The organism is Xanthomonas sp. NCPPB 1068 (assembly GCF_041479385.2).
Taxonomy (GTDB): Bacteria; Pseudomonadota; Gammaproteobacteria; order Xanthomonadales; family Xanthomonadaceae; genus Xanthomonas; species Xanthomonas cannabis.
In genome coordinates, this window is sequence record NZ_CM192986.1 from 4,414,230 (window position 1) to 4,434,051 (window position 19,822).

At 65.7% G+C, this 19,822-nt stretch carries 23 protein-coding genes; 18 read left to right on the forward strand and 5 right to left on the reverse strand.

Annotated features, from left to right (window positions below):
• Positions 1-86 precede the first annotated feature (86 nt).
• The 3 genes from ACCQ12_RS18710 (at position 87) to ACCQ12_RS18720 (ending at position 3,513) form a co-directional block, all read left to right on the forward strand.
• Complete coding sequence (locus ACCQ12_RS18710) at positions 87-1,211, forward strand: slipin family protein (RefSeq protein ID WP_372382447.1); 1,125 nt, start codon at positions 87-89, stop codon at positions 1,209-1,211.
• A 54-nt stretch (positions 1,212-1,265) separates the two neighbouring features.
• Entirely contained in the window at positions 1,266-2,489 is a 1,224-nt protein-coding gene (locus ACCQ12_RS18715) for an RtcB family protein (protein ID WP_166744887.1), read from the forward strand.
• 223 nt (positions 2,490-2,712) lie between these two features.
• The gene (locus ACCQ12_RS18720; protein ID WP_104581188.1) at positions 2,713-3,513 is read left to right on the forward strand and encodes a hypothetical protein; all 801 of its coding nucleotides are present in this window, start codon (positions 2,713-2,715) and stop codon (positions 3,511-3,513) included.
• A 226-nt stretch (positions 3,514-3,739) separates the two neighbouring features.
• On the opposite strand, the gene ACCQ12_RS18725 is transcribed toward ACCQ12_RS18720, so the two are convergent.
• The 4 genes from ACCQ12_RS18725 to ACCQ12_RS18740 all read right to left on the reverse strand — a co-directional run bounded on the left by ACCQ12_RS18725 (position 3,740) and on the right by ACCQ12_RS18740 (position 6,296).
• Complete coding sequence (locus ACCQ12_RS18725; protein WP_372382448.1) at positions 3,740-4,603, reverse strand: alpha/beta hydrolase family protein; 864 nt, start codon at positions 4,601-4,603, stop codon at positions 3,740-3,742.
• Positions 4,603-5,709 carry a DUF3182 family protein gene (locus tag ACCQ12_RS18730; protein WP_372382449.1) on the reverse strand — a complete coding sequence of 369 codons (1,107 nt, stop codon included), beginning with the start codon at positions 5,707-5,709 and terminating at the stop codon, positions 4,603-4,605. The genes ACCQ12_RS18725 and ACCQ12_RS18730 overlap by 1 nt, the downstream gene beginning before the upstream one ends.
• 86 nt (positions 5,710-5,795) lie before the next feature.
• Positions 5,796-5,960 carry a hypothetical protein gene (locus ACCQ12_RS18735; protein ID WP_047692786.1) on the reverse strand — a complete coding sequence of 55 codons (165 nt, stop codon included), beginning with the start codon at positions 5,958-5,960 and terminating at the stop codon, positions 5,796-5,798.
• A gap of 48 nt (positions 5,961-6,008) precedes the next feature.
• Positions 6,009-6,296, reverse strand: coding sequence for a hypothetical protein (locus tag ACCQ12_RS18740; RefSeq protein WP_372382450.1), 288 nt, complete (start codon positions 6,294-6,296; stop codon positions 6,009-6,011).
• A 62-nt stretch (positions 6,297-6,358) separates the two neighbouring features.
• Between ACCQ12_RS18740 and ACCQ12_RS18745 the strand changes: the two genes are divergently transcribed.
• From ACCQ12_RS18745 to ACCQ12_RS18780, 8 genes are all read left to right on the forward strand, one after another.
• A complete protein-coding gene (locus tag ACCQ12_RS18745; protein WP_039404509.1) occupies positions 6,359-6,640 on the forward strand; it encodes a hypothetical protein in 282 nt (93 codons plus the stop codon).
• A 53-nt stretch (positions 6,641-6,693) separates the two neighbouring features.
• Positions 6,694-6,960, forward strand: a complete 267-nt coding sequence (locus ACCQ12_RS18750) for a hypothetical protein (RefSeq protein WP_166750701.1) — start codon at positions 6,694-6,696, stop codon at positions 6,958-6,960.
• A 77-nt stretch (positions 6,961-7,037) separates the two neighbouring features.
• Complete coding sequence (locus tag ACCQ12_RS18755; protein WP_039404514.1) at positions 7,038-7,631, forward strand: DUF4142 domain-containing protein; 594 nt, start codon at positions 7,038-7,040, stop codon at positions 7,629-7,631.
• Between the two features lie 212 nt (positions 7,632-7,843).
• A complete protein-coding gene (locus tag ACCQ12_RS18760) occupies positions 7,844-8,731 on the forward strand; it encodes a TIGR01777 family oxidoreductase (RefSeq protein WP_372382451.1) in 888 nt (295 codons plus the stop codon).
• Positions 8,732-8,879: 148 nt separating this feature from the next.
• Complete coding sequence (locus tag ACCQ12_RS18765) at positions 8,880-9,545, forward strand: response regulator transcription factor (protein WP_166744891.1); 666 nt, start codon at positions 8,880-8,882, stop codon at positions 9,543-9,545.
• On the forward strand, positions 9,542-10,726 hold the full coding sequence (locus ACCQ12_RS18770) for an ATP-binding protein (protein ID WP_047692793.1): 1,185 nt from the start codon (positions 9,542-9,544) through the stop codon (positions 10,724-10,726). The genes ACCQ12_RS18765 and ACCQ12_RS18770 overlap by 4 nt, the downstream gene beginning before the upstream one ends.
• 99 nt (positions 10,727-10,825) lie before the next feature.
• Positions 10,826-11,113: a hypothetical protein gene (locus ACCQ12_RS18775; protein ID WP_243840300.1), complete on the forward strand. Its 288-nt coding sequence runs from the start codon at positions 10,826-10,828 to the stop codon at positions 11,111-11,113.
• Positions 11,114-11,168: 55 nt separating this feature from the next.
• Entirely contained in the window at positions 11,169-11,831 is a 663-nt protein-coding gene (locus ACCQ12_RS18780) for a DUF3313 domain-containing protein (protein WP_166750706.1), read from the forward strand.
• A gap of 587 nt (positions 11,832-12,418) precedes the next feature.
• Here the strand turns inward: ACCQ12_RS18780 and ACCQ12_RS18785 are convergent.
• The gene (locus tag ACCQ12_RS18785; protein WP_372382452.1) at positions 12,419-13,258 is read right to left on the reverse strand and encodes a histidine biosynthesis protein HisIE; all 840 of its coding nucleotides are present in this window, start codon (positions 13,256-13,258) and stop codon (positions 12,419-12,421) included.
• 243 nt (positions 13,259-13,501) lie between these two features.
• Here ACCQ12_RS18785 and ACCQ12_RS18790 point away from each other — a divergent pair, with 243 nt between their 5' ends.
• From ACCQ12_RS18790 to ACCQ12_RS18820, 7 genes are all read left to right on the forward strand, one after another.
• On the forward strand, positions 13,502-14,938 hold the full coding sequence (locus ACCQ12_RS18790) for a Do family serine endopeptidase (protein ID WP_039404527.1): 1,437 nt from the start codon (positions 13,502-13,504) through the stop codon (positions 14,936-14,938).
• 116 nt (positions 14,939-15,054) lie between these two features.
• Positions 15,055-15,417: a hypothetical protein gene (locus ACCQ12_RS18795; protein ID WP_010374821.1), complete on the forward strand. Its 363-nt coding sequence runs from the start codon at positions 15,055-15,057 to the stop codon at positions 15,415-15,417.
• Positions 15,418-15,420: 3 nt separating this feature from the next.
• The gene (locus ACCQ12_RS18800; RefSeq protein WP_372382453.1) at positions 15,421-15,903 is read left to right on the forward strand and encodes a phage holin family protein; all 483 of its coding nucleotides are present in this window, start codon (positions 15,421-15,423) and stop codon (positions 15,901-15,903) included.
• A complete protein-coding gene (locus ACCQ12_RS18805; protein WP_372382454.1) occupies positions 15,900-16,283 on the forward strand; it encodes a hypothetical protein in 384 nt (127 codons plus the stop codon). The genes ACCQ12_RS18800 and ACCQ12_RS18805 overlap by 4 nt, the downstream gene beginning before the upstream one ends.
• A gap of 168 nt (positions 16,284-16,451) precedes the next feature.
• Positions 16,452-17,558 (forward strand): AI-2E family transporter, encoded by a 1,107-nt coding sequence (locus ACCQ12_RS18810; protein WP_047692935.1) that lies wholly within the window; start codon positions 16,452-16,454, stop codon positions 17,556-17,558.
• Positions 17,559-17,651: 93 nt separating this feature from the next.
• Positions 17,652-18,389, forward strand: coding sequence for an HAD family hydrolase (locus ACCQ12_RS18815; protein WP_184441299.1), 738 nt, complete (start codon positions 17,652-17,654; stop codon positions 18,387-18,389).
• A gap of 42 nt (positions 18,390-18,431) precedes the next feature.
• Complete coding sequence (locus ACCQ12_RS18820; protein ID WP_372382455.1) at positions 18,432-19,802, forward strand: leucyl aminopeptidase family protein; 1,371 nt, start codon at positions 18,432-18,434, stop codon at positions 19,800-19,802.
• Positions 19,803-19,822 lie beyond the last annotated feature (20 nt).

The following is a 19,822-nucleotide window of genomic DNA, read 5'->3' on the forward strand; positions in this document are numbered from 1 at the left end:
CGTTTCGCCAGCAGTCCGATCCGGGCGGCGCGACGGCAGTCACTTTGGATCGGACCACCAGAGCCAAACCTAACAGGAGTAATGCCATGTTCTGGACCAAGAGGGTCGTGATCGGTGACGGCGAGCGTGGCCTGGTGTATCGCAACCGTCGGTTCGAGCGCGTGCTCGTCCCCGGTGTCTATCGCCTGTTCGACCCACTGGGCCGCAGCGAAGTCATCGTCCACGCAGTCACTCAGGGCGCCTACGTCGGCCCCGATGCGGAGATGCTGATCGACACGCTCGGCAACACCCTGCCGCAGCACTTCGTGCTGGCGGATATCGGGACCGCGCAGGTCGGCCTGCTGATCCGCAACGGCAAGCTTGAGGAGGTGCTGCCACCGGGCACGCGCGCGCTGTACTGGCGTGGGCCGGCAGCGATCGAGGTGCAGACCCTGCCGCTGGGCGATGGGCTGCAGGTGCCTGCCGATGTGCAGCGCAGGTTGCGTCAGCTCGGCACGCTGTCGCGGGTGGCAGTGTGCATGGACGTGCCCGCCGAGTCGCAAGGGCTGGTGTTCATCGATGGCAAGCTGGTTGCACCGTTCGGACCGGGGGCGTACGCGTTCTGGAATTTCCAGAAGAACATCGCCACCGAGGTGATCGATCTGCGCGTGCAGTCGGTCGAGGTCTCCGGGCAGGAGCTGTTGACGCGCGACAAGGTGTCGTTGCGGGTCAACCTGGCCGCCAGCATGCGCTTCACCGATGCCGTGGCGATGCGCACGCGCGTGGCCAAGGCCGGCGAATATCTGTACCGCGAGTTGCAATACGGCTTGCGCCGTGCGGTGTCGGCCAAGACGCTGGACGAGTTGCTGGGCGACAAGGCCTGCCTGGATGCGGATATCTTCGGGTATGTGCGTGGCAGCGTGAGCGGCTTCGGCATCGAAGTGCTGGGCGTCGGCGTCAAGGACGTGATCCTGCCGGGCGAAATGCGCGAGATCCTCAATGCGGTCGTGCAGGCGGAGAAGCAGGCGCAAGCCAACATCATCCGCCGGCGTGAAGAGGCCAACGCCACGCGTTCGTTGCTCAACACCGCCAAGCTGATCGAAGACAGCCCGGTGCTGATGCGTTTGAAGGAACTGGAGGCGCTGGAAAAGGTCACCGAAAAGATCGACAAGCTCACCGTGTTCGGCGGCCTGGACGGCGTGCTGAAGCAATTGGTGACGATCAGGCAATGAAGGCTGCGCGTGGTGGAAGGATCTGCCACGCACTGCCGCAAGGGAATGACGACAATGAGTACCTCACAACATTTTGAATTACTGCATGCCGAAGGCAGCACCACCCCGATCAAGGGCTGGGTGCGCGGCGTGCCGCTGGAAGCGCAGGCGCATGCGCAGTTGCGCAACATCGCCGCGGTGCCGTTCGTCGGCCCCTGGGTGGCGGTGATGCCCGACGTGCATCTGGGCAAAGGTGCAACCGTGGGCTCGGTGATCCCGACCCGTGGCGCCATCATCCCGGCAGCGGTGGGCGTGGACATCGGCTGCGGCATGGCCGCCGTACGTACCACGCTGCGTGCCAGTGATCTGCCGGACAATCTGGCGCAGTTGCGCTCCAGCATCGAGCGTAGCGTGCCGGTGGGCAATGGTCGCGGCGGCGAACACCGCACGCTGCCCGACAGCATCGAAACCCGCATCGCGCGTTCGGGGTTGGTGCAACGTCTGGACGCGATCAAACAGCAGCACAGGCGCATCCGCACCGACAAGCTGGAATGCCAGATCGGCACGCTGGGCGGCGGCAATCACTTCATCGAACTCTGCCTGGACGAAACCGATGCGGTGTGGGTGATGCTGCACAGCGGCTCGCGCGGCACCGGCAACCTGATCGGCAGCTACTTCATCGAGCGCGCACGCGAGCAACTGGCGCACCGCGTGCTGGGCTTTCATCTGCCCGACAAGGACCTGGCCTTCTTCATGCAGGGCGAGCCCTTATTCGAAGAGTACGTCGAAGCGGTGTCGTGGGCGCAGGATTACGCACGCGAAAACCGCGAGGCGATGATGGCGCGCGTGCTGGCCGAGATGCGTCACCGCTTGCCGAAATTCCAGCTGGAAAAGCTCGCGGTCAACTGCCACCACAACTACGTGCAGAAGGAGACTCACGGTGGCGAGGAGCTGTTGATCACCCGCAAGGGCGCGGTGAGCGCACGTGCCGGCGAGCTGGGCATCATTCCGGGCAGCATGGGCACGCGCAGCTACATCGTGCGCGGGCTGGGTAACGCGGAGAGTTTTCACAGCTGCAGCCACGGCGCAGGCCGCGTGATGAGCAGGACGGCCGCACGTGCACAGATCACCCTCGCCCAGCATCGCCAGGCCACGGCGCATGTGGAATGCCGCAAGGACGCCGCCGTCATCGATGAGTCGCCGGCCGCCTACAAATCGATCGAGGCAGTGATGGCAGCACAGCAGGATCTGGTCGAAGTACTGCACACGTTGCGCCAGGTGGTGTGCATCAAGGGGTAAAGCAAGGGCCGCAGCAGCGGCCCCTTTTCTGTAAGAAGCGTGTTCTGCAAGACGCATGCAACACCGGTCAGCGACCTCATCCGCAGTGCCACTGCGCAGTTCAGTCATGTCGTGATCGCACTCACATCCAAGCACACGCGTTTCACTCTCGCGACGCCATCGTTGCGCCACATTCGCGGCCTGCGTTGCAGGGCGCATCCATCACCAGGCAACCGGAGGCGGCATGAGCAATCTCGACAAGCAGGAACGCAAGGAAGAAGCAAAGGATTTGAACCGCGACCCGATCTCCGGCGCACCCGGTTCGCACCCGGTGGGTGTGGGCGTGGGCGGCATCGCCGGCGGCGCAGCGGCAGGTGCGCTGGCAGGCACGGTGTTCGGTCCGTTAGGCACCTTGATCGGCGCAGCGGCCGGCGTGGTTGCCGGCGCGGCGGCGGGCAAGGGTGTGGCCGAACGCCTCGACCCTACCGTGGAAACCGAATACTGGCGCCAGGAGCACCGGAACCGTCCTTACTACAAGGAAGGCACCGACTACGACCGCGACTACGCCACCGTGTACGGGTTCGGCCTGCAGGCGCGCGAAACACGCCCAACCAGCACCTGGGAAGAAACCGAAGCCACGTTGGCCGGCGAATGGCCGCGCAACCGTGGTGAGTCGCGCCTGGAGTGGGACGATGCCCGCCTCGCTGCGCGTGATGCCTGGGACCGCGCCGACCGTACCCACACCGTGTATCGCGACGGCGATACCCACTACGCCGGTCGCTTCGATAGTGCCAGCTACCGTGATGCCGAGTATTCGTATGACGATTATCGCCCGGCCTACCGGTACGGCATGCAGGCGCGCCAGCAGCACGCCGGCCGCCAGTGGGACGACCATCTGGAACGTGATCTGGGCGATGGCTGGGACCGTTTCAAGGCCGATTCGCGTCTGAACTGGGAAAAGGCCAAGCACGCCGTGCGGGAAGCGTTCGATTCGGATCATCACGGCGACGCTGCGCGTCGTAACCCGACCGACCCACGCGTGTAACGGCTTCCTGGGGTGCAAGCTGGCGCGTCCATCGCGTCACTGCATGATTCAAAACGAACGGGCCGATGGGCCCGTTTTGTTTGTTGTGAGTTTGTGGCGGCGCATGTAAGTGAGACAACCGCGCTGCAAGGAGATCGCAACGCTTACCCAGCATGACGCGTTCTTCAGTGGCGATCCATCCAGCGCAACGGTACCGCCAAGCGCTGGCAGACAGGTGCGCGCTCGACTACCCGGACGTTTTCTCCACCGCGCGGATGTCGCCGCGGAACACTGCAGCGTCGGCTCCCGCCGACGGCGCGTCTTCCTGCTGCTTGATCAGCTGCTTGCGCGCTGCCACCACTTCACGGGCCAACGCAATCCGGCGACCCACCACCATTTCGGTCAACCAGTCGATCAATGCGCGCGTGTAGCGCTGCTGATGCTCCTTGACGCTCAGCGCGTGGTCGGCCCCGGCGATCACCCGCGAGGTCAACGAGCGCGCCTTGCCAAAGGCGTTTGCGTAATTGCGCAGCACCGGTTGCGGCACGATGACATCGTTCTCGGCTTCGACCAGCAGGACATCGCCGGTGTACGCGGCGCATGCCGCCAACGCAATGTTGTCGTCGGGCGTCAGCGTGCGATGCCGATAGGCCATCAGATCCGGATCGGCGTTGAGGCTGACCTTGGGCTGGTCCCACTGCGCATCCTTGTAGAGCGCAGGCGAACGTAGTGCCAACCACTCCACCGGGCGCTCACGTGTCAGCAGGGCGGACAGATAACCACCGTAGCTCAGGCCCACCACCGCAATCGACTGCGGATCCACATACGGCAGGCCCGCCAACTGGTCGTAGGCGGCAATGATGTCGCGCAGGTTCTGCGCGCGGGTGACGGTCTGCCGCATCGATGCATGGCCCTCATGCCCACGCAAATCGAAGGTCATGCAGATGCAGCCCAGACCTACCGCCTCGCGCGCGCGCACCAGGCTGTGGTGCTGGCTGCCGCCCCAGCCGTGGACGAACAGCACCGCCGGAATGCCGGTGGGCGTGAGCAAGGTGCCGCTGAGTGCGTCGTGATCGACTGCGATGTCGATACTGGAAAGTTTGGCTTCCATCAGTCGGTTGAAACCCTCCGGTATTTGTAGCGCGGGCCGGCGCCGGGGCGGCTTGCACGGTAGTACACCTGTGCGTCGGCCGGCGGCTCGCCTTCATAGATCTCGTGGGTGGATGCCCGCACCCAGTGCAGCCCCGGATGTTGCTGAAAACAGGCAATGGCCGCAAGTTCCGCCGGGGTGGCGCCACCGATCCGCCAGGACTGCTCGAGGACGCCGCACACCGCGCCGGCGTGCGGGTCTTCACCGCTGACCACATCGTAATTGCGCCGGGACACCTGCAGGCCCGCAAATGCAGCGGCAATGCTGCGATCGTACCGGCACGCTTGCTCCACCACGCGGCGCTGCAGCGGCGGCAGCCCGGTGCCCAACAGTGCCTCCAGCGATCCGCGATGGACGCGCAGCGACGAGCCGCCATAGACATCCTCGCCCTCGGCATTGCGCACGCTGCATTGCGTCCCGTAGTACGCGATCTGCACGCCGGCCACGCACAGCTCGCCCACGCTGTGCGTCAGCGGCTGCAGGATATTGCGCTCCAGCACTGCGCCGTGGGTTTGCAGATATTGTTCGGGCAACCCGTCGAGTGCGACTGCCAGCGCGGCCGCATCGGCGATGCGCCACTGCCCATTGCCACCGACGCCGGTGGGCAGCTTCAGGCGCACCTGGCCATCGGGCAGCAATCGGTCCAACGCCTGCAAGGCATCGTCCCGCGAGAACACCGTGTAGCCGGGCAAGGTAGTCGGGATCAGCGCAAGCGCCAGCGCCTGATTCCAGCCGGTGACACGCGTTGCCGCAGGATCGATCAAGGGGTGGCCGATCACCTTGGTGGCCACAAATGCATGCGGCACGATGCCGCCCAGCAGGTCGTGACGACCATCGATGCCAAGCGCACGGGCCTGTTCGCTAGTCAGCGTGTCGTCGGGCACATGCAACGCAGCATGCTGGTCGCCTGCGGCGGACGCCGTCACAGTGTCCAGGCCTGCATCATGCGCGCCCAGCAGGCGCGCAAGTTCGCTGCACACCCAGGCGTGCGTGGCACGTTCGTGGCCGTACTCGGCCACGGCACGCGTGGTATGCCCGAGCACTTGCAAGTACCGTGGCTCTGCCATCCGCTGTCCCCGTGCTCGTGCCCGTGCCACATCGGGCGCCTCCCGCTGCGTGTCGGAACGCGCCGCTGTAAACCCTGAAACCAGGCCTATTTCATGGCGAAATACAGACCTACCACGATCAACACCACCACGATCAGGCTGATGGCGACCCGGCCCCCGCGCAGCTCCAACAGGGCGTGCCACCACACACGTGCTTCCGGTGTTCCGCTGGCATGGTGCGGCTTACGATGACTGCTTTCGCTGTCCTGCATCCTGAGTACTCTCTCCTATACGTCGTTGCCTACCTTAAGGATCAGACGTTACACAGGTGTGGAGCGGTTCAGAATCTTCCGTGAAATGCGGCGCTGCACGCAGGCGATTGCGTGAAATCTGGAAGCCACGCCGTGCAGTGCGACTGTGATGATCGCAACGTCGTGCTGCATCGCGCTGCAGGTAGACGTGTTCGTCCATCGAACAGAGTCCATCACGCCGAACAACATCCACCACGCGACGAGGATGCATGCATAGCGTGTAGAGACGCCGACGCAGCCTGAGCAATTAAGTGTTGATGTTCCCACTAACGCACTATTTTCGCGTTCGATGATCATTCGTTGACATACCCGCAGTTACCCTGCACGTCAAGTTTGTTTAATCCGGAACGCCCCAAGCCATGAGCAGAGACCCATCCGTCATCGATGTACAAGCCGAAATCGCGCATTGGCAGGCGCGGCACGCTCAGGGGAACCTGGGTAGCGGCAAGTTCAGCGAATTGTCCCCGGTGGTGAAAATGGCCTGCGACATCTACCTGCAGGCACCGCGTTCGAGCGATCAGGAACGTCTGCGGCTGTTTCGCGATCGCCTTGAGCATCACTTCATTTCATCCAGCACCCAGTCCAACTACGAACAGTTGGCGACTGACTGCTGGCAACGTCTGGGCACGCGCAATAGTTGAGCACGCCAGTGACGCCGGCGTTGAGCAAGACCCGTTATTCATTGGAGATCGTCATGAAAACCCCGTATCAAGTGCAGCAGGAGCTGGAACGATTGGAGCGGTTGGTTCCGCACATCATCAGCGACCAGGGCGACCGCGCGGAGGAAATCCTTGGCTTCCATGTGGCAAGCCTGCTCGGCAGCGCACCTGCCAGCGAGCACGCCATCATTCGTGAGCGCACTGCGCGCATGGCACGCGTGTGCCGTACGGCGCAGGACGCGGTTCGCGCGCCGGTCAGACCCATGGGCATCGCCCCGGTCGCCCAGCCGCAGTGGGCCTGACCAACGCATCACCGGAGCCGCCTAGCGGCTCCTTTGCATTTCATCGTCGGCCATTGCCGACTCACCTCGGGACCTCCATGAAATCTACTCTCGCTGCCGCTTCGTTGCTTGCCATGCTGACCCTCACCGCCTGCGATCGCCCCGGTGGCGATGCCTCGCGCACTGCACCGGCGGTGTCGCCGGAACCGACTGCCGCGCCGGTCAGCGGCAGCGGAGCGACCGAGCTGGCCAAGGGCGACGGTGCAGTGCTGGGCGTGCTGGCAGCCATTGACGAAAACGAGATTGCGCTGGCCAAGCAGGCCATTGGGCAGGATCTGGGCGGCTCCACCGGCCCGTTTGCCGAGCAGATGCTGCACGACCACCAGGCCAACCTCGAGAAGACCAAGGCCCTGGGCGCAAAGGACAGCCCACGCGCCGACGCGGTGCGTGCCAAGGGCAAGGCCGCAGTGGAGGCGCTGGAAAAGACGTTGACGCTGCCCGATGGCAAGGATGCGTACCGCAATGCCTTCATGCGCAACATGGTCATCGACCATGGCGACACCATCAAGATTCTGGATTCGGAGCTGTTGCCCGCCGCCGAAAGCGCACCGGTCAAGCAGCACCTGGAAGAAACCCGCCGTGTGGTGTCGGCACACTTCGAACGCGCCCATGCGGTGTCGTCGTCGAAATAAGTACGCTGCATCCAGCACCTTGCAAATGCGCCGGCCTGTCCGGCGCGTTTGCGTTTGGGGATGAGGCGGCTACCCGGTGCTGCATCACGGCGCCGGCCCGGCGCGCCTGATGCCGCGCGTCACCGGCCGCTGGCCGTATTGCTGCGTCGGCTTCACTGCGCTTCAGTCCGCACTGGCCTATGGTGCCGCATCCCTCCGGCCAGGAACTTCTCATGCGCGTGCTCATCACCGGCGGTACCGGCTTCATCGGCCAGGCGCTGTGCCCGGCCTTAGTGCAGGCCGGCCATCAGGTCTGCGTCTTGACCCGCAATACCGGCCGCGCCAGCCGCAGCCTGCCCGGCATCACCGCCGTGGAGACGCTGGACGGCGTGCAGGCCGAGGCCGTCATCAACCTGGCCGGTGAGCCGCTGGCGGCCGGCCGCTGGAGCGATGCACGCAAGCAGCGCTTTCGCGAGTCGCGGCTGGGCACCACTGACCGGTTGTACGACTGGATCGCGCAGCAGCCAGTGCAGCAGCGCCCGGCAGTGGTGGTGTCCGGTTCGGCGGTGGGCTATTACGGCGAGCGCGGCGATGCGGCGCTGACCGAAACGGACGGCGCCGGCGAGGATTTTTCGGCCGTACTCTGCCGCGACTGGGAGGCCGCCGCCGCCCGCATCGGCGCGCTTGGCCCACGCGTAAGCTGGGTCCGCACCGGCATCGTGCTGGACCGCGACGGCGGCGCACTGGCACGCATGCTGCCGGCGTTCCGGCTGGGTGGCGGCGGGCCATTCGGCGATGGGCGGCACTGGATGAGCTGGATCCACCGCGCCGACATGGTCGCGCTGCTGGTATGGCTGCTGCAGCACGGGCAGCCCGGCGCCTACAACGCCACCGCCCCCAACCCGGTGACCAATGCGGAATTTGCCCGCACCCTGGCCAAGGTCCTGCACCGCCCTGCCTTGCTGGCGCTGCCGGCCGGGCTGCTGCGATTGGGCTTTGGCGAAATGGCCGACCTGCTGCTGATCAGCCAGCGCGTGCTGCCGCAGCGTGCGCTCGACGCCGGGTTCGGCTTCCGCCACGAGCAGCTGGAGCCGGCCCTGCGCGCGATTCTGCAGCGCTGAGCAGGCCGCGCAGGCAGCTCGCCTGCGCAAACCTGCCGCTCCTCGGTTCGCCTGCCCGGCAGGTTTGCGCATGCACTAATATTTGCCTAACGCGCATCTCCGACAGTGCTGCGGATCTTGGAATGGCCCGGCGCCCGGCGGAACCCTGATGCACTTGCTGCTTGTCGAAGACGACCCCCTGTTGGCCAACGCCATCTGCGACGGCATGCGCCAGCACAGCTGGACCATCGACCACGTGGGCAACGCCGCCACCGCCAGGGCGGCGCTGGTGGACCACCGCTACACCGCTGTCCTGCTGGATATCGGCCTGCCCGGCGAGTCGGGGCTGGCGGTACTCCGCTTCATGCGCAGCCATTACGACCCGACCCCGGTGATCGCCCTGACTGCACGTGGCCAGCTCACCGACCGCATCCGCGGCCTGGACGCCGGCGCCGACGATTACCTGGTCAAGCCCTTTCAGTTCGATGAGCTGATGGCACGGCTGCGCGCGGTCACCCGGCGCAGCCAGGGCCGCGTAGTGCCGCTGCTCAGCCAGGGCGATGTCTGCGTGGACCCGAGCAGCCGCAAGGTCACCAGGGCCGGCAAATGGGTGGCGCTGAGCGCGCACGAATATCGACTGCTGCTGGCCTTGATGGAACGTGCCGGGCGCGTGGTTACCAAGGATCAGCTGGAAGAAGGCGTGTATGGCGGCCCGTCCGACGGCGGCAGCAACATGATCGCGGTGTATGTGCATCAGTTGCGCCGCAAGCTGGGCGAAGAGCTCATCTCCACCGTTTACGGCCAGGGGTACATGGTCGGCAAGTCCCCCGAATGAAGTCCCTGCAAGCACGCATGCTGGCGGCGCTGGCCGCAATCGTCCTGCTGAGCTGGTCCACTTCGCTGTGGATCCTGGTGGCGCTGGTCACCGAGGGTCACCATAGCGTGTTCGAGCAGGAGCTCAACCTGCTGGGCGACCACCTGGTCGGCATCCTGCCCGAAGCGCTGCAGCACCGCTTCGACAGCCCGTCAGCGCCGGCCAACGGCGCAGACCTTGAAACGCCGATCGGCAATGCGTCCTCGCGCATGAGTTTCAAGCAGACCCTGATCGCGATGGTGCTCAACACCGTGCAACTGGGCGTGCTTGGCGTGCTGGTGTGGTGGGCGGTACGTACCGCGCTGGCGCCGTTGCGCAGCGTCTCCTGCGCCATTGCGCAACGCACCGGGCTGGACACCGACCCCGTCCCGCTGGATCGGGTGCCCGACGAGATCCGTCCGCTGATCGCCGCGTTCAACACCTTGCTGGCACGGGTGGAACAGGCCGTGCAGGCCGAGCGCAATTTTGTCGCCGACGCCGCGCATGAACTGCGCACTCCGCTCTCGGCGCTGCATGCCTACGCCGAAGTCGCCTTGCGCGCATCTACGCTGCAGGACAAGGACGCTGCCCTGCGCCAGTTGCTGGAAACCGCGCGCCGCAGCAATCGCTTGGCCGAACAATTGCTGGATCTGGCGCGGCTGGATGCCGGCATCAGTTCGGCTGCCTACCAACAGGTCGAGATGGGCGAATTGATCTCGCATGTCCTGGACGAATTCAGCGTGCAGGCCGATGCCCGCCAGCTCAATCTGCACGTGGAGGCGGCACCCTGCCTGCTGCGCTGCGATGTGGATGCAGTGGGCATCCTGATCCGCAACCTGGTCGACAACGCCATCCGCTACGGGCGCGTTCGCGGCACCGTGGAAGTGAGTTGCGGCTACTGCCTGCGCGCCGATGCACTGCACCCGTTCGTGCAGGTCAGCGATGACGGCCCCGGCGTACCGGACGCGGCGCATGCGTCCATCTTCGAGCGGTTCTATCGCGTGCCCGGCAGCGAGGTGCAGGGCAGCGGAATCGGACTGTCGCTGGTGGCGGGCATTGCCCGCCTGCACGGAGCCACCATCGAAACCTGCGAAGGCAACGACGGGCGTGGCCTGTGCGTGCGCGTGGTGTTCGCCGATGACCGCGCGCCGACCACGGCGTGAACACCCAGGGCGGACGGTACTGCGGCCCGGCACCTCCAATAAGTGTCCAATCCTGGCCGCCTAGAGTGCACGCACCACACGCATCCAGGCTGCATGGTGATGACTTCCTCGACCCGCTCCACCTCGCCCATCGCCGCCCTGTCGCCGTGGGCCACGCACGCCGCAGCCAACGACAGCGTCGGCATGACGGTCAGTCACATTGCCGCGTCGCCAGCATGTCGCTGTGGCCGCACCGGCACACGTAACCGCGACATCTGGTGCGCCTTGCCCGATATCCGCAGCGCGCGCCACGTCCGCCGACTGCCACGTTGGGTAACACGCAGCGTGCTGTTGGGCGCGGCAGGCCTTGCATTTGCATTGGCACTGGCGCGCGTGCTGCTGCATTGACCCCCGCTGCCCGCACTGGCCCTTCCACCGTCCTCACTCTATCCAGGTCTTTGTCATGTCTGTCCATTTCGTCACTCGTTGCTGCACGCTTGCCGTTGTCGGCATCAGTCTGATCGGCTGCTCCAGCACCCGCCCGTTGCCGTACAGCCAACTGCCGTCGTCCAGTTATTTGCGCCCACACGACGGCAGCCGCGGAGACCGCATGCCGTACGCCTATCACAGCAACGTGGACTGGACGCGTTACCGGGCGGCCATCGTCGAACCGGTGGCCATCTACCGCGGGCCGGATGCACAGTTCGAAGAGGTGCCCGAACAGGACAAGCGCATGCTTGCCGATGACATGCAGCAGCAATTCGGCTACGCCCTTGCACGGCGTTGGCGCCCAACCACGGTGGCCGGCAGCGATACCGTGCGGGTGCGCCTCACCCTCACCGGCGCCAAGCCCAGCAAGCGCGTACTGGGCACCGTCATGAAGGTGGACCTGGGCGGCGGCTCCTACAACGCGGTGCAGGCCGCACGCGGCAAGGAAGGTGCATTTTCCGGTTCGGTCAGCTATGCGGTGGAGATCTTCGACGCCCAAAGCGACCGCCTGCTCGCCGCCTATGTCGAGAAACAGTATCCCAGCGCCATGAACATCAAGGCCAGCCTGGGCGCCTACGGCGCAGCGAAGGCCGGGATTCGCAAGGGGGCCGAGCAGTTGCTCGAGGGGATCGAATAGTTCGGGAATCGGGAATCGGGAATCGGGAATCGGGAATTGGGAATTGGGAATTGGGAATTGGGAATGGGGAATGGGGAAGCGGGAAGCGGGAAGCGGGAAGCGGGAAGCGGGAAGCTGGAGGCGGACGTAGTGCTTGAACGGGGTTGCGCGTGTCCTGTGAGTCTGCAGCGCCTTCCCTTCTCCCACCGGGAGAAGGTGCCCCGAAGCGGCGGATGAGGGTCCGAGCGAAGCCTCATGCAAAGCGATATCCCAAGCGCATCGCTCCGCCCCCTTCACCACACCCGTTCCCCAGCAACAGATCGCTCACCCGCCCCGCTGATCTCTCCCTTCTCCCACCGGGAGAAGGTGCCCCGAAGGGGCGGATGAGGGTAAGAGCGAAGCCTCGCGCACATCGCACCTCGCGCCTGCCCTTGCCCAGCCCCTTGCTCTGTCAGCTGGCCACCCGCGACGCGGCGCGGTGCCATCGCAAGCGCATGCGTTTTTGACGTATCAAAAAAGGCCGGCGCTGCAGCCCAGCGCCGGCCTTCTTGCGCCTTCGCGTGATGCACGCTTACCTGGCCGAGTGCATCACGTGTTGGCGTCCAGCGTCAGCGCGTGACGCGCTTTACGGCCTTCTTGCCGACCGCCTTGCGGGCGGCGGTGGTCTTGGCCACTGCGCGCGTTGCCGGGGTCTTGGTCACCTTGGCCGCTTTCTTCAGGGCGGTCTTGGTCACTACCTTCTTCAGCGGGGCCTTCTTCACGGCGGCCTGGCGTGTGGCGGTCTGCTTGGCGACCGGTGCCTTCTTGGCGATGCTCTTGGCAACCGCCTTCTTGACCGACACCGACTTGGCCGCAGCCTTCTTCGCCGCGGTGCGCGCATTCACCGTTGCCACGGCGGTCTTGCGTGCCGCGCTCTTGGCGGCGGTCTTGGCACTCAGCGCGGCCGCGTCGGCCTTGGCATTGGCCTTGGCGGTTTCCAGCTTCTGTCTGGTGTTGGCCTTGGTGTCGGTGATCTTCTTCTTGGCAGCGGCACCGGTACTGCTCAGCTTCTGCCTGGCCGCCTCTTTGGTGGAGGTGATTTTCTGCTTCGCCGCGTCCTTGGTCGCGACGAGCTTCTGCTTGGCGGCGTCCTTGGTTGCAACCAGTTTGTCCTTCGCTGCGTCCCTGGTGGCCGCCAACGAGCGTTTGGTCTTGGCCACGCGGCGCTTGACGGCGCCCGCTGCATCGGCAGCCTTGCTGGCCGCGTCCTGCTCCGCCTTGACCACCGCCTTGCGTGCCTTGGCGACACGTACCTTGACCTCCTGCACCGCCGCGCCGGCCGCTTCCTGCACGTTGGCGACCGCTTCGCTGGTGGTGCTGGCGATGCTGTCGGTCAGTTCGGTGGCAGTGCTCTTTACGCTATCGACGGCGTCGGACAGGGTTGCCGTCACACCATTGCCGTTGCTCATAGACCCTCCTTAAGGGCATCAGTGCGGGAAACGCGGGCGATGCGCGAGAGCAATGCGTCTGCTGAACAGGCATCGGATCAAGCGGACGCTACGCCGGGCTCAACGGGCTGTCAACGCAGCGGCGGCAAGGCCTGCGCGGCGCTTTCACCGGCAGTTAAATTGCTCGCTGGCACTCTCGTTCAGCTTGATTTACGCAGTTAGACGCCCTATTCCTCTTCCACCGCGTAACCGGACAGACGCTCCATGCGACCGCTTCCCACCTTGCTGACGCTCTCACTGGCTGCCGCATTCGGCGGCTTTGCCGCCACCGGCATCAATGCCTGGCTGGACAACCGCGCCGAGGCCACGCCGGCCGGCAATGCCACCTTCACCCTGCCAACGGCGGCGGCGTTGCCGGCGTCGGTCGCCGGGCAGCCGGTGCCCTCGCTGGCACCGATGCTGCAACAGGCGATGCCGGCAGTGGTGAGCGTCAACACCAAACAGGTGGTGCGCGTGCGCAACCCGTTCTTCAACGACCCGATCCTGCGCCGGCTGTTCCCGCAGGTGCCACAGGACCGCATCAACGAATCGCTGGGCTCGGGCGTCATCATCGATGCACAAAAGGGCTATGTATTGACCAACCACCACGTCATCGAGAATGCCGACGACGTGCAGGTGACGCTCGGCGACGGGCGCACGGTCAAGGCAGACTTCATCGGCTCCGATGCCGACACCGACATCGCGCTGATCCGCATCAAGGCCGACAACCTCACCGATATCAAACTGGCCGACAGCAACGCACTGCGCGTGGGCGACTTTGTGGTGGCCATCGGCAACCCGTTCGGCTTCACCCAGACCGTTACCTCCGGCATCGTCTCGGCGGTGGGCCGCAGCGGAATTCGCGGTCTGGGCTACCAGAACTTCATCCAGACCGATGCCTCGATCAATCCCGGCAACTCGGGCGGTGCGCTGGTCAACCTGCAAGGCCAACTGGTTGGCATCAACACCGCCAGCTTCAATCCGCAGGGCAGCATGGCCGGCAACATCGGCCTGGGCCTGGCGATTCCGTCCAACCTGGCGCGCAACGTGGTCGAGCAACTGGTGACCAAGGGCGTGGTGGTACGCGGCACCCTGGGCCTGGAAACCCAGAACCTCACCCAGCAGATGTTGCAGGGGCTGGGTGTGGACTCGCTGCGCGGCGCACTGGTGACGCGCGTGCTGCCCGGCTCGGCCGCCGCCGCGGCCGGCGTGCAACCCGGCGATGTGGTGGTGGCAGCAAACGATCAACGCGTGGACAGTGCGGAGGCGCTGCACAACTACGAGGGCCTGCAGGCCGTCGGCAGTGCGGTCACCCTGGAAATCCGCCGCGACGGCAAACCGCTCAAGCTCAAGGCCACCTTGAAGGAGCAGGACCGCGCGGTCACCGGCGACATGCTCGACCCGCGCCTGAGCGGTGCCACCTTCGTGGACCTGCCCGAATCGCTGCGTCAGTCCGGCATCACCGGGGTAATGGTCAGCGAGGTCAAACGCGGTGGCCGTGCTGCGGCCAACGGCCTGGTGTCCGGTGACGTGATTGTGGCCAGCAGCGTCGGCGAGTTCGCCGACCTTGCCAGCTGGCGCGCCAATTTCCAGCGCAAACCACAACAGCTGGTAGTGCGCATCCTGCGTGGCAACGCGCAATACGACGCGCTCATGCGTTGACGCGATGTGCACTGCGGGCTGCGTCCACTAACGCCTCCTACACCCCCCCGATGCTATTGCTACCGCACGACCGCACGTGAGTGACGGCTGCCCTCAATGACCCAAGGAGATATCGCATGAGCCCCACCAATACCGATCAGCTGAAGGAAAACCTGAGCGAAGCCGGCACCCACCTGAAGTCGGCCGCCAGCGCTGCCGGCGAAGCCGTCAAGGGCGCTACCAGCGCTGCAGGCGACGAGCTCAAGCTGGGCCGCGCCAATGTCAAGGCCGAACTCTCCGACACCGCGCTGGCCGGCATGGCCGCCGCTGAATTTGGTGGCGCCGCTGCCAAGGAGCAGATGGACGTACTGGTGGCCAAGGGCAACGACCTGCTCGAAAGCGCCACCGACCTGATCCGCGAGCGTCCGCTCGCCGCGTTCGGCGTGGCATTTGCAGCGGGTTGGGTCATCGCCAAGCTGGCACGCAGCAACGATAACTAAGCCGTGAGCGATCAGGCCTCTACAGCTGCCCGCTCCGGCGCGCCAGACGCGCGCCCGGAAACGCCAGGACTGGACGAAAGCGTACGCGCGGTCGGTGCCGCCGGCCGTGCGACGTTGGGCTCGGCCAAGGACACCAGCCGCGCGTTACGCCGGCTGGTGTCGGCCGATCTGCAACTGGCACGCAGTGCGTTCGGGCGTGGCCTGGCATGGGCCTGTGTCGCGGTCGTTTTCGGCGCCTCGTCCTGGCTGTTGCTGGCGGGCGCCATCATTGCGTTGCTGCAACGTGCCGGGTTGTCGTGGTTTCAGGCGATGTTCTTCACCGCGTTGGCCAGCTTGCTGGTCACCGGCATCGCGGCGTGGCGGGTGTTCTTCTACTTCGATCACACCGGCATGAATGCCACGCGGCGGCAGTTGATCAAGCTGGGCATCTTCGATGACTCCAGTGACGACGACACGGCCACAGCCGCCAATGGAGCACGCTCATGAAGTTTGGCGCCTTGCGTCAGCGCGTCGAACGCGCTGAATTCCTGGTGGAAGGGCGGGCGCAGGAAACGCGCTCGCATTGGGCCCAATTGCGCCAGACCTGGCGCGCCGGCTGGTCGCCGGTGCGCATCCTGGCAGTCGGTTTCGGGCTGGGCTTTGTGACCGGTCGCAACGAACCGCAGGCTGCGCTGGGCAGCATTGCCAGCAAGCTTGGTGGCATCCCCAAGATTCTGCAGATGATCAGCACCATCTCCGCGTTGTTCACTGCGCATCGCGCACAGGAAGCCTCCGATCAGGCCGAACGCGCTGCCGACAATGCCGAAGAAGTGGCCGCCGACCCGCCGGTGACGGTGGTGCAGGTGCCGGCCGACCACGCCGCCTGACCCAGCGTGCAGGCACAACACCGTGCGTGTTGCTGTACCTGCGGCTGAGCCCGCTGCATCAACCAGTTCGTAATGACACCGCGCGCACAGACCCTGTGCGCGCCGTTGACGCGTTGTGCCGATAATGGCGCACCGCTGGCGGCACGCCAGTCTGCTGCCAGGGCACGCATGTCTCTTCCTCTCGATCCGCTGGATGCTGCCGTCGCGGCAGATTCGCTCCCGCCACCACCGGCCCCGCGTCCGCGCGCACCCGCCTCGCTGGTGGTGCTGGCCACGCTCGCTGTTGGCTATACGCTGTGGGCAGCGCAGACGATCATCCTGCCGGTCATGTTGGCGGCGTTCTTCGCCCTCATCGGCAACCCCATCCTGCGCGGGTTGCGCAAGCTGTACATCCCGCGGTTTGTCGGTGCCTTGCTGGTGTTGTGCCTGGGCTTGGCCGGCACCGTGGCCCTGGCGGCACAGCTGGCCGGCCCGGCTGCCGAATGGGCGCAGCAGGCACCGCGGCAGATGCGCCAGATTGCGCGCGATGTGCGCGACCTCACCAAGCCGGTGATGCAGGCCAACCAGGCCGCGGAAAATTTTGCACGCGCGGCCGGTGGCGAAGGCCAGCGCGGCGTGCAGATCGTGCGCACGCAGATGGACGACCCCTACAAGGCGCTGGTGCGCACGCCCAAACTGGCCGCGTCGGTGCTGGCGGTCGTGCTGCTGACGTTCTTCTTCATGGTGTATGGCGAGAGCCTGCAGCGGCATGCGATCGCCTTGCTACCGAACCGTCAGCAGCAACGTTTCACCACCGAAATCATGCTGGACATCGAACGCGAAGTCTCGCGTTACGTGCTCACCATCAGCGTCATCAACACGCTGGTCGGGTTGATATTTGCCGGCATCTTGTATGTGCTGCAGATCCCGCTGCCCGAAGCGATCCTGTGGGGCACGGTGGTGGCACTGCTGAATTTCGCGCCCTATGTGGGCCCATTGATCGGCGTGATGCTGATGCTGCTGATGGGCTTTGTGGAATTCCGCACCACGGTGTCCTCGCTGCTGCCGGCAATCCTTTACCTGGCGCTGCACACCATCGAAGGCCAGGTGGTCACCCCCATCGTGCTGGGACGCCGCATGGCGATCTCGCCGCTGATGCTGATCCTGGCGCTGATGCTGTTCGGCTGGCTGTGGGGCATGGTCGGCCTGCTGCTGGCGGTGCCGCTGCTGGTCTGCATCAAGATGGTGCTGAGCCGGGTAGAGGGGATGCAGCGCTGGGCCAGGCTGTTGGAATAGCCGAGAATCGGGAATCGCAAGAGCAGTGGAGTTGCTCTACCCATTCCCCACTCCCGATTCCCCATTCCCAACGCAAGACCGTAAAATCTCGCGATGAGCTTCCACATCAGCGCCATCACTCTCGACCTCGACGACACATTGTGGCCTTTCGCGCCGATCGGGGCGCGCATCGATCAGGTGCTGTACGACTGGATGCGTGAACACAGCCCGGTCACTGCCGAGCGGTTTCCGGTGGAAGCGATGCGGGAACTGCGCGAGCGCAGCTTTGCCGACAACCCGCACCTGCACCACGACCTCAGCGCGTTGCGGCGCTTGACGCTGGAAATGGCGTTGCGCGAAAGCGGTGGCGACCTGGCGTTGCTGGAGCCAGCCTATGAAGTGTTCTACGCCGCGCGTAACCAGGTGGAATGCTATCCGGATGCGCTCGACGCGCTGGCGCGCATTGCCGCGCATGTGCCGGTGGCCGCGCTCAGCAACGGCAATGCCGATCTGCAACGCATCGGGCTGATGCATCACTTCGCGTTTCAGCTGGGCTCGCGCGAACACGGCAGTGCCAAGCCCGACGCCAGCATCTTCCACGCCGCATGCGCACGCCTGGAACTGCCGCCGGCACAGGTGCTGCATGTGGGCGACCACGTACGCATGGACGTGCTGGGCGCGCTGGATGCGGGCCTGCGCGCGTGCTGGATCAATCGCGAAGGCGCAGTGTGGTCGCACCCCACCCAGCAGCCGGATCTGGAGTTCGACAGCATGACCGGGCTGGCCGATTGGCTGGATGCGCAGCAGCCGCATCCCGGCCCCGCGCGCGCCGGCATCAGCATTCCCGCCTGAGCCCACTCTGCTCGGCGCATGGCGCCGCATTCGAGGATTTCCATGTCGCACCTCACCGGTTTCACCGATTCCAACGCCGCGGCCCTGCCGCTGTATGTGCTCGACCGCGAGGGCTTTGCACGCTGGTGCGCCGAGCAGCCCACGCGCGTGTTGTCGTGGGCACAGGCGCAGCGATTCGATGCCGCGCCCGGTAGCGTGCTGTTGCTGCCCGGCGACCACGGGCTGGCCGGCGCCATTGTCGGCATCGGCGACCGCGCCGACGCGTATGCCTATGCCCACGCGCCGATGGCATTGCCGCCTGCCAGCCGCTGGACGCTGGCCAACGCCTTGAGCGATGCCGAACAGGCGTTGCTGCACCTGGGCTGGGGATTGGGCGCCTACCGCTTCGCGCGGTACCGCAAGGTGCCACGCGCACCGGCCGAACTGGCGGCCACGCCGTCCGCGCAGACCCGCGCCTTGATCGAGGCCTGCCTGCAGGTACGTGACTGGGTCAACACGCCCACCGAAGACATGGGGCCGCAGCATCTGGAAGAGGCCACCCGTGCGGTGGCGCAGGCGCATGGCGCGCAGGTCGATGCGATCGTGGGCGACGCGCTGCTGGCGCAGAACTTCCCCACCATCCACGCGGTGGGACGCGCCTCGCACCGTGCGCCGCGGCTGATCCAGCTGCAGTGGGGCGATGCCGCGCATCCGCATCTGGTGCTGGTTGGCAAAGGCGTGTGCTTCGACACCGGCGGACTGGATCTCAAGCCCGCAGATGGCATGCGCAACATGAAAAAGGACATGGGCGGCGCCGCACATGCGCTGGCGCTGGCCGGCCTGGTGATGGCGCAGCGGTTGCCGGTGCGGCTGACCCTGCTGATTGCCGCGGTGGAAAACGCGGTCGGCCCGGAAGCCTTTCGCCCCGGCGAGGTCATCACCACCCGTGCCGGTGTCAGCGTGGAAGTGGACAACACCGATGCCGAAGGCCGGCTGGTGCTGTGCGATGCCTTGAGTTATGCCACCGAACAGAAGCCGGACCTGATCCTGGATTTCGCCACGCTCACCGGGGCCGCGCGCATCGCGCTGGGCCCGGATCTGCCGGCCCTGTTCGCCAACGACGATGCGCTGGCGCAGGCCTGGATCAGCGCTGGCGAACAGACCCGCGACCCGGTCTGGCGCATGCCGCTGTGGCGCCCGTACCTGCGTTATCTCAACAGCCACGTGGCCGACATGGCCAACGCCGGCTCGCGCATGGCCGGCGCCGTCACCGCCGCGCTGTATCTGGAACGCTTCGTGGCCCCGGGCCAACGCTGGGCACATCTGGACGTGTACGCCTGGAACGACAGCGACCGCCCCGGCCGCCCGGCCGGTGGCGAAGCGCTGGCCCTGCGCTCGGCCTTTGCGATGCTGCAGCAGCATTACGCCGGGTAAGCGCGGCCAGTCACACCACG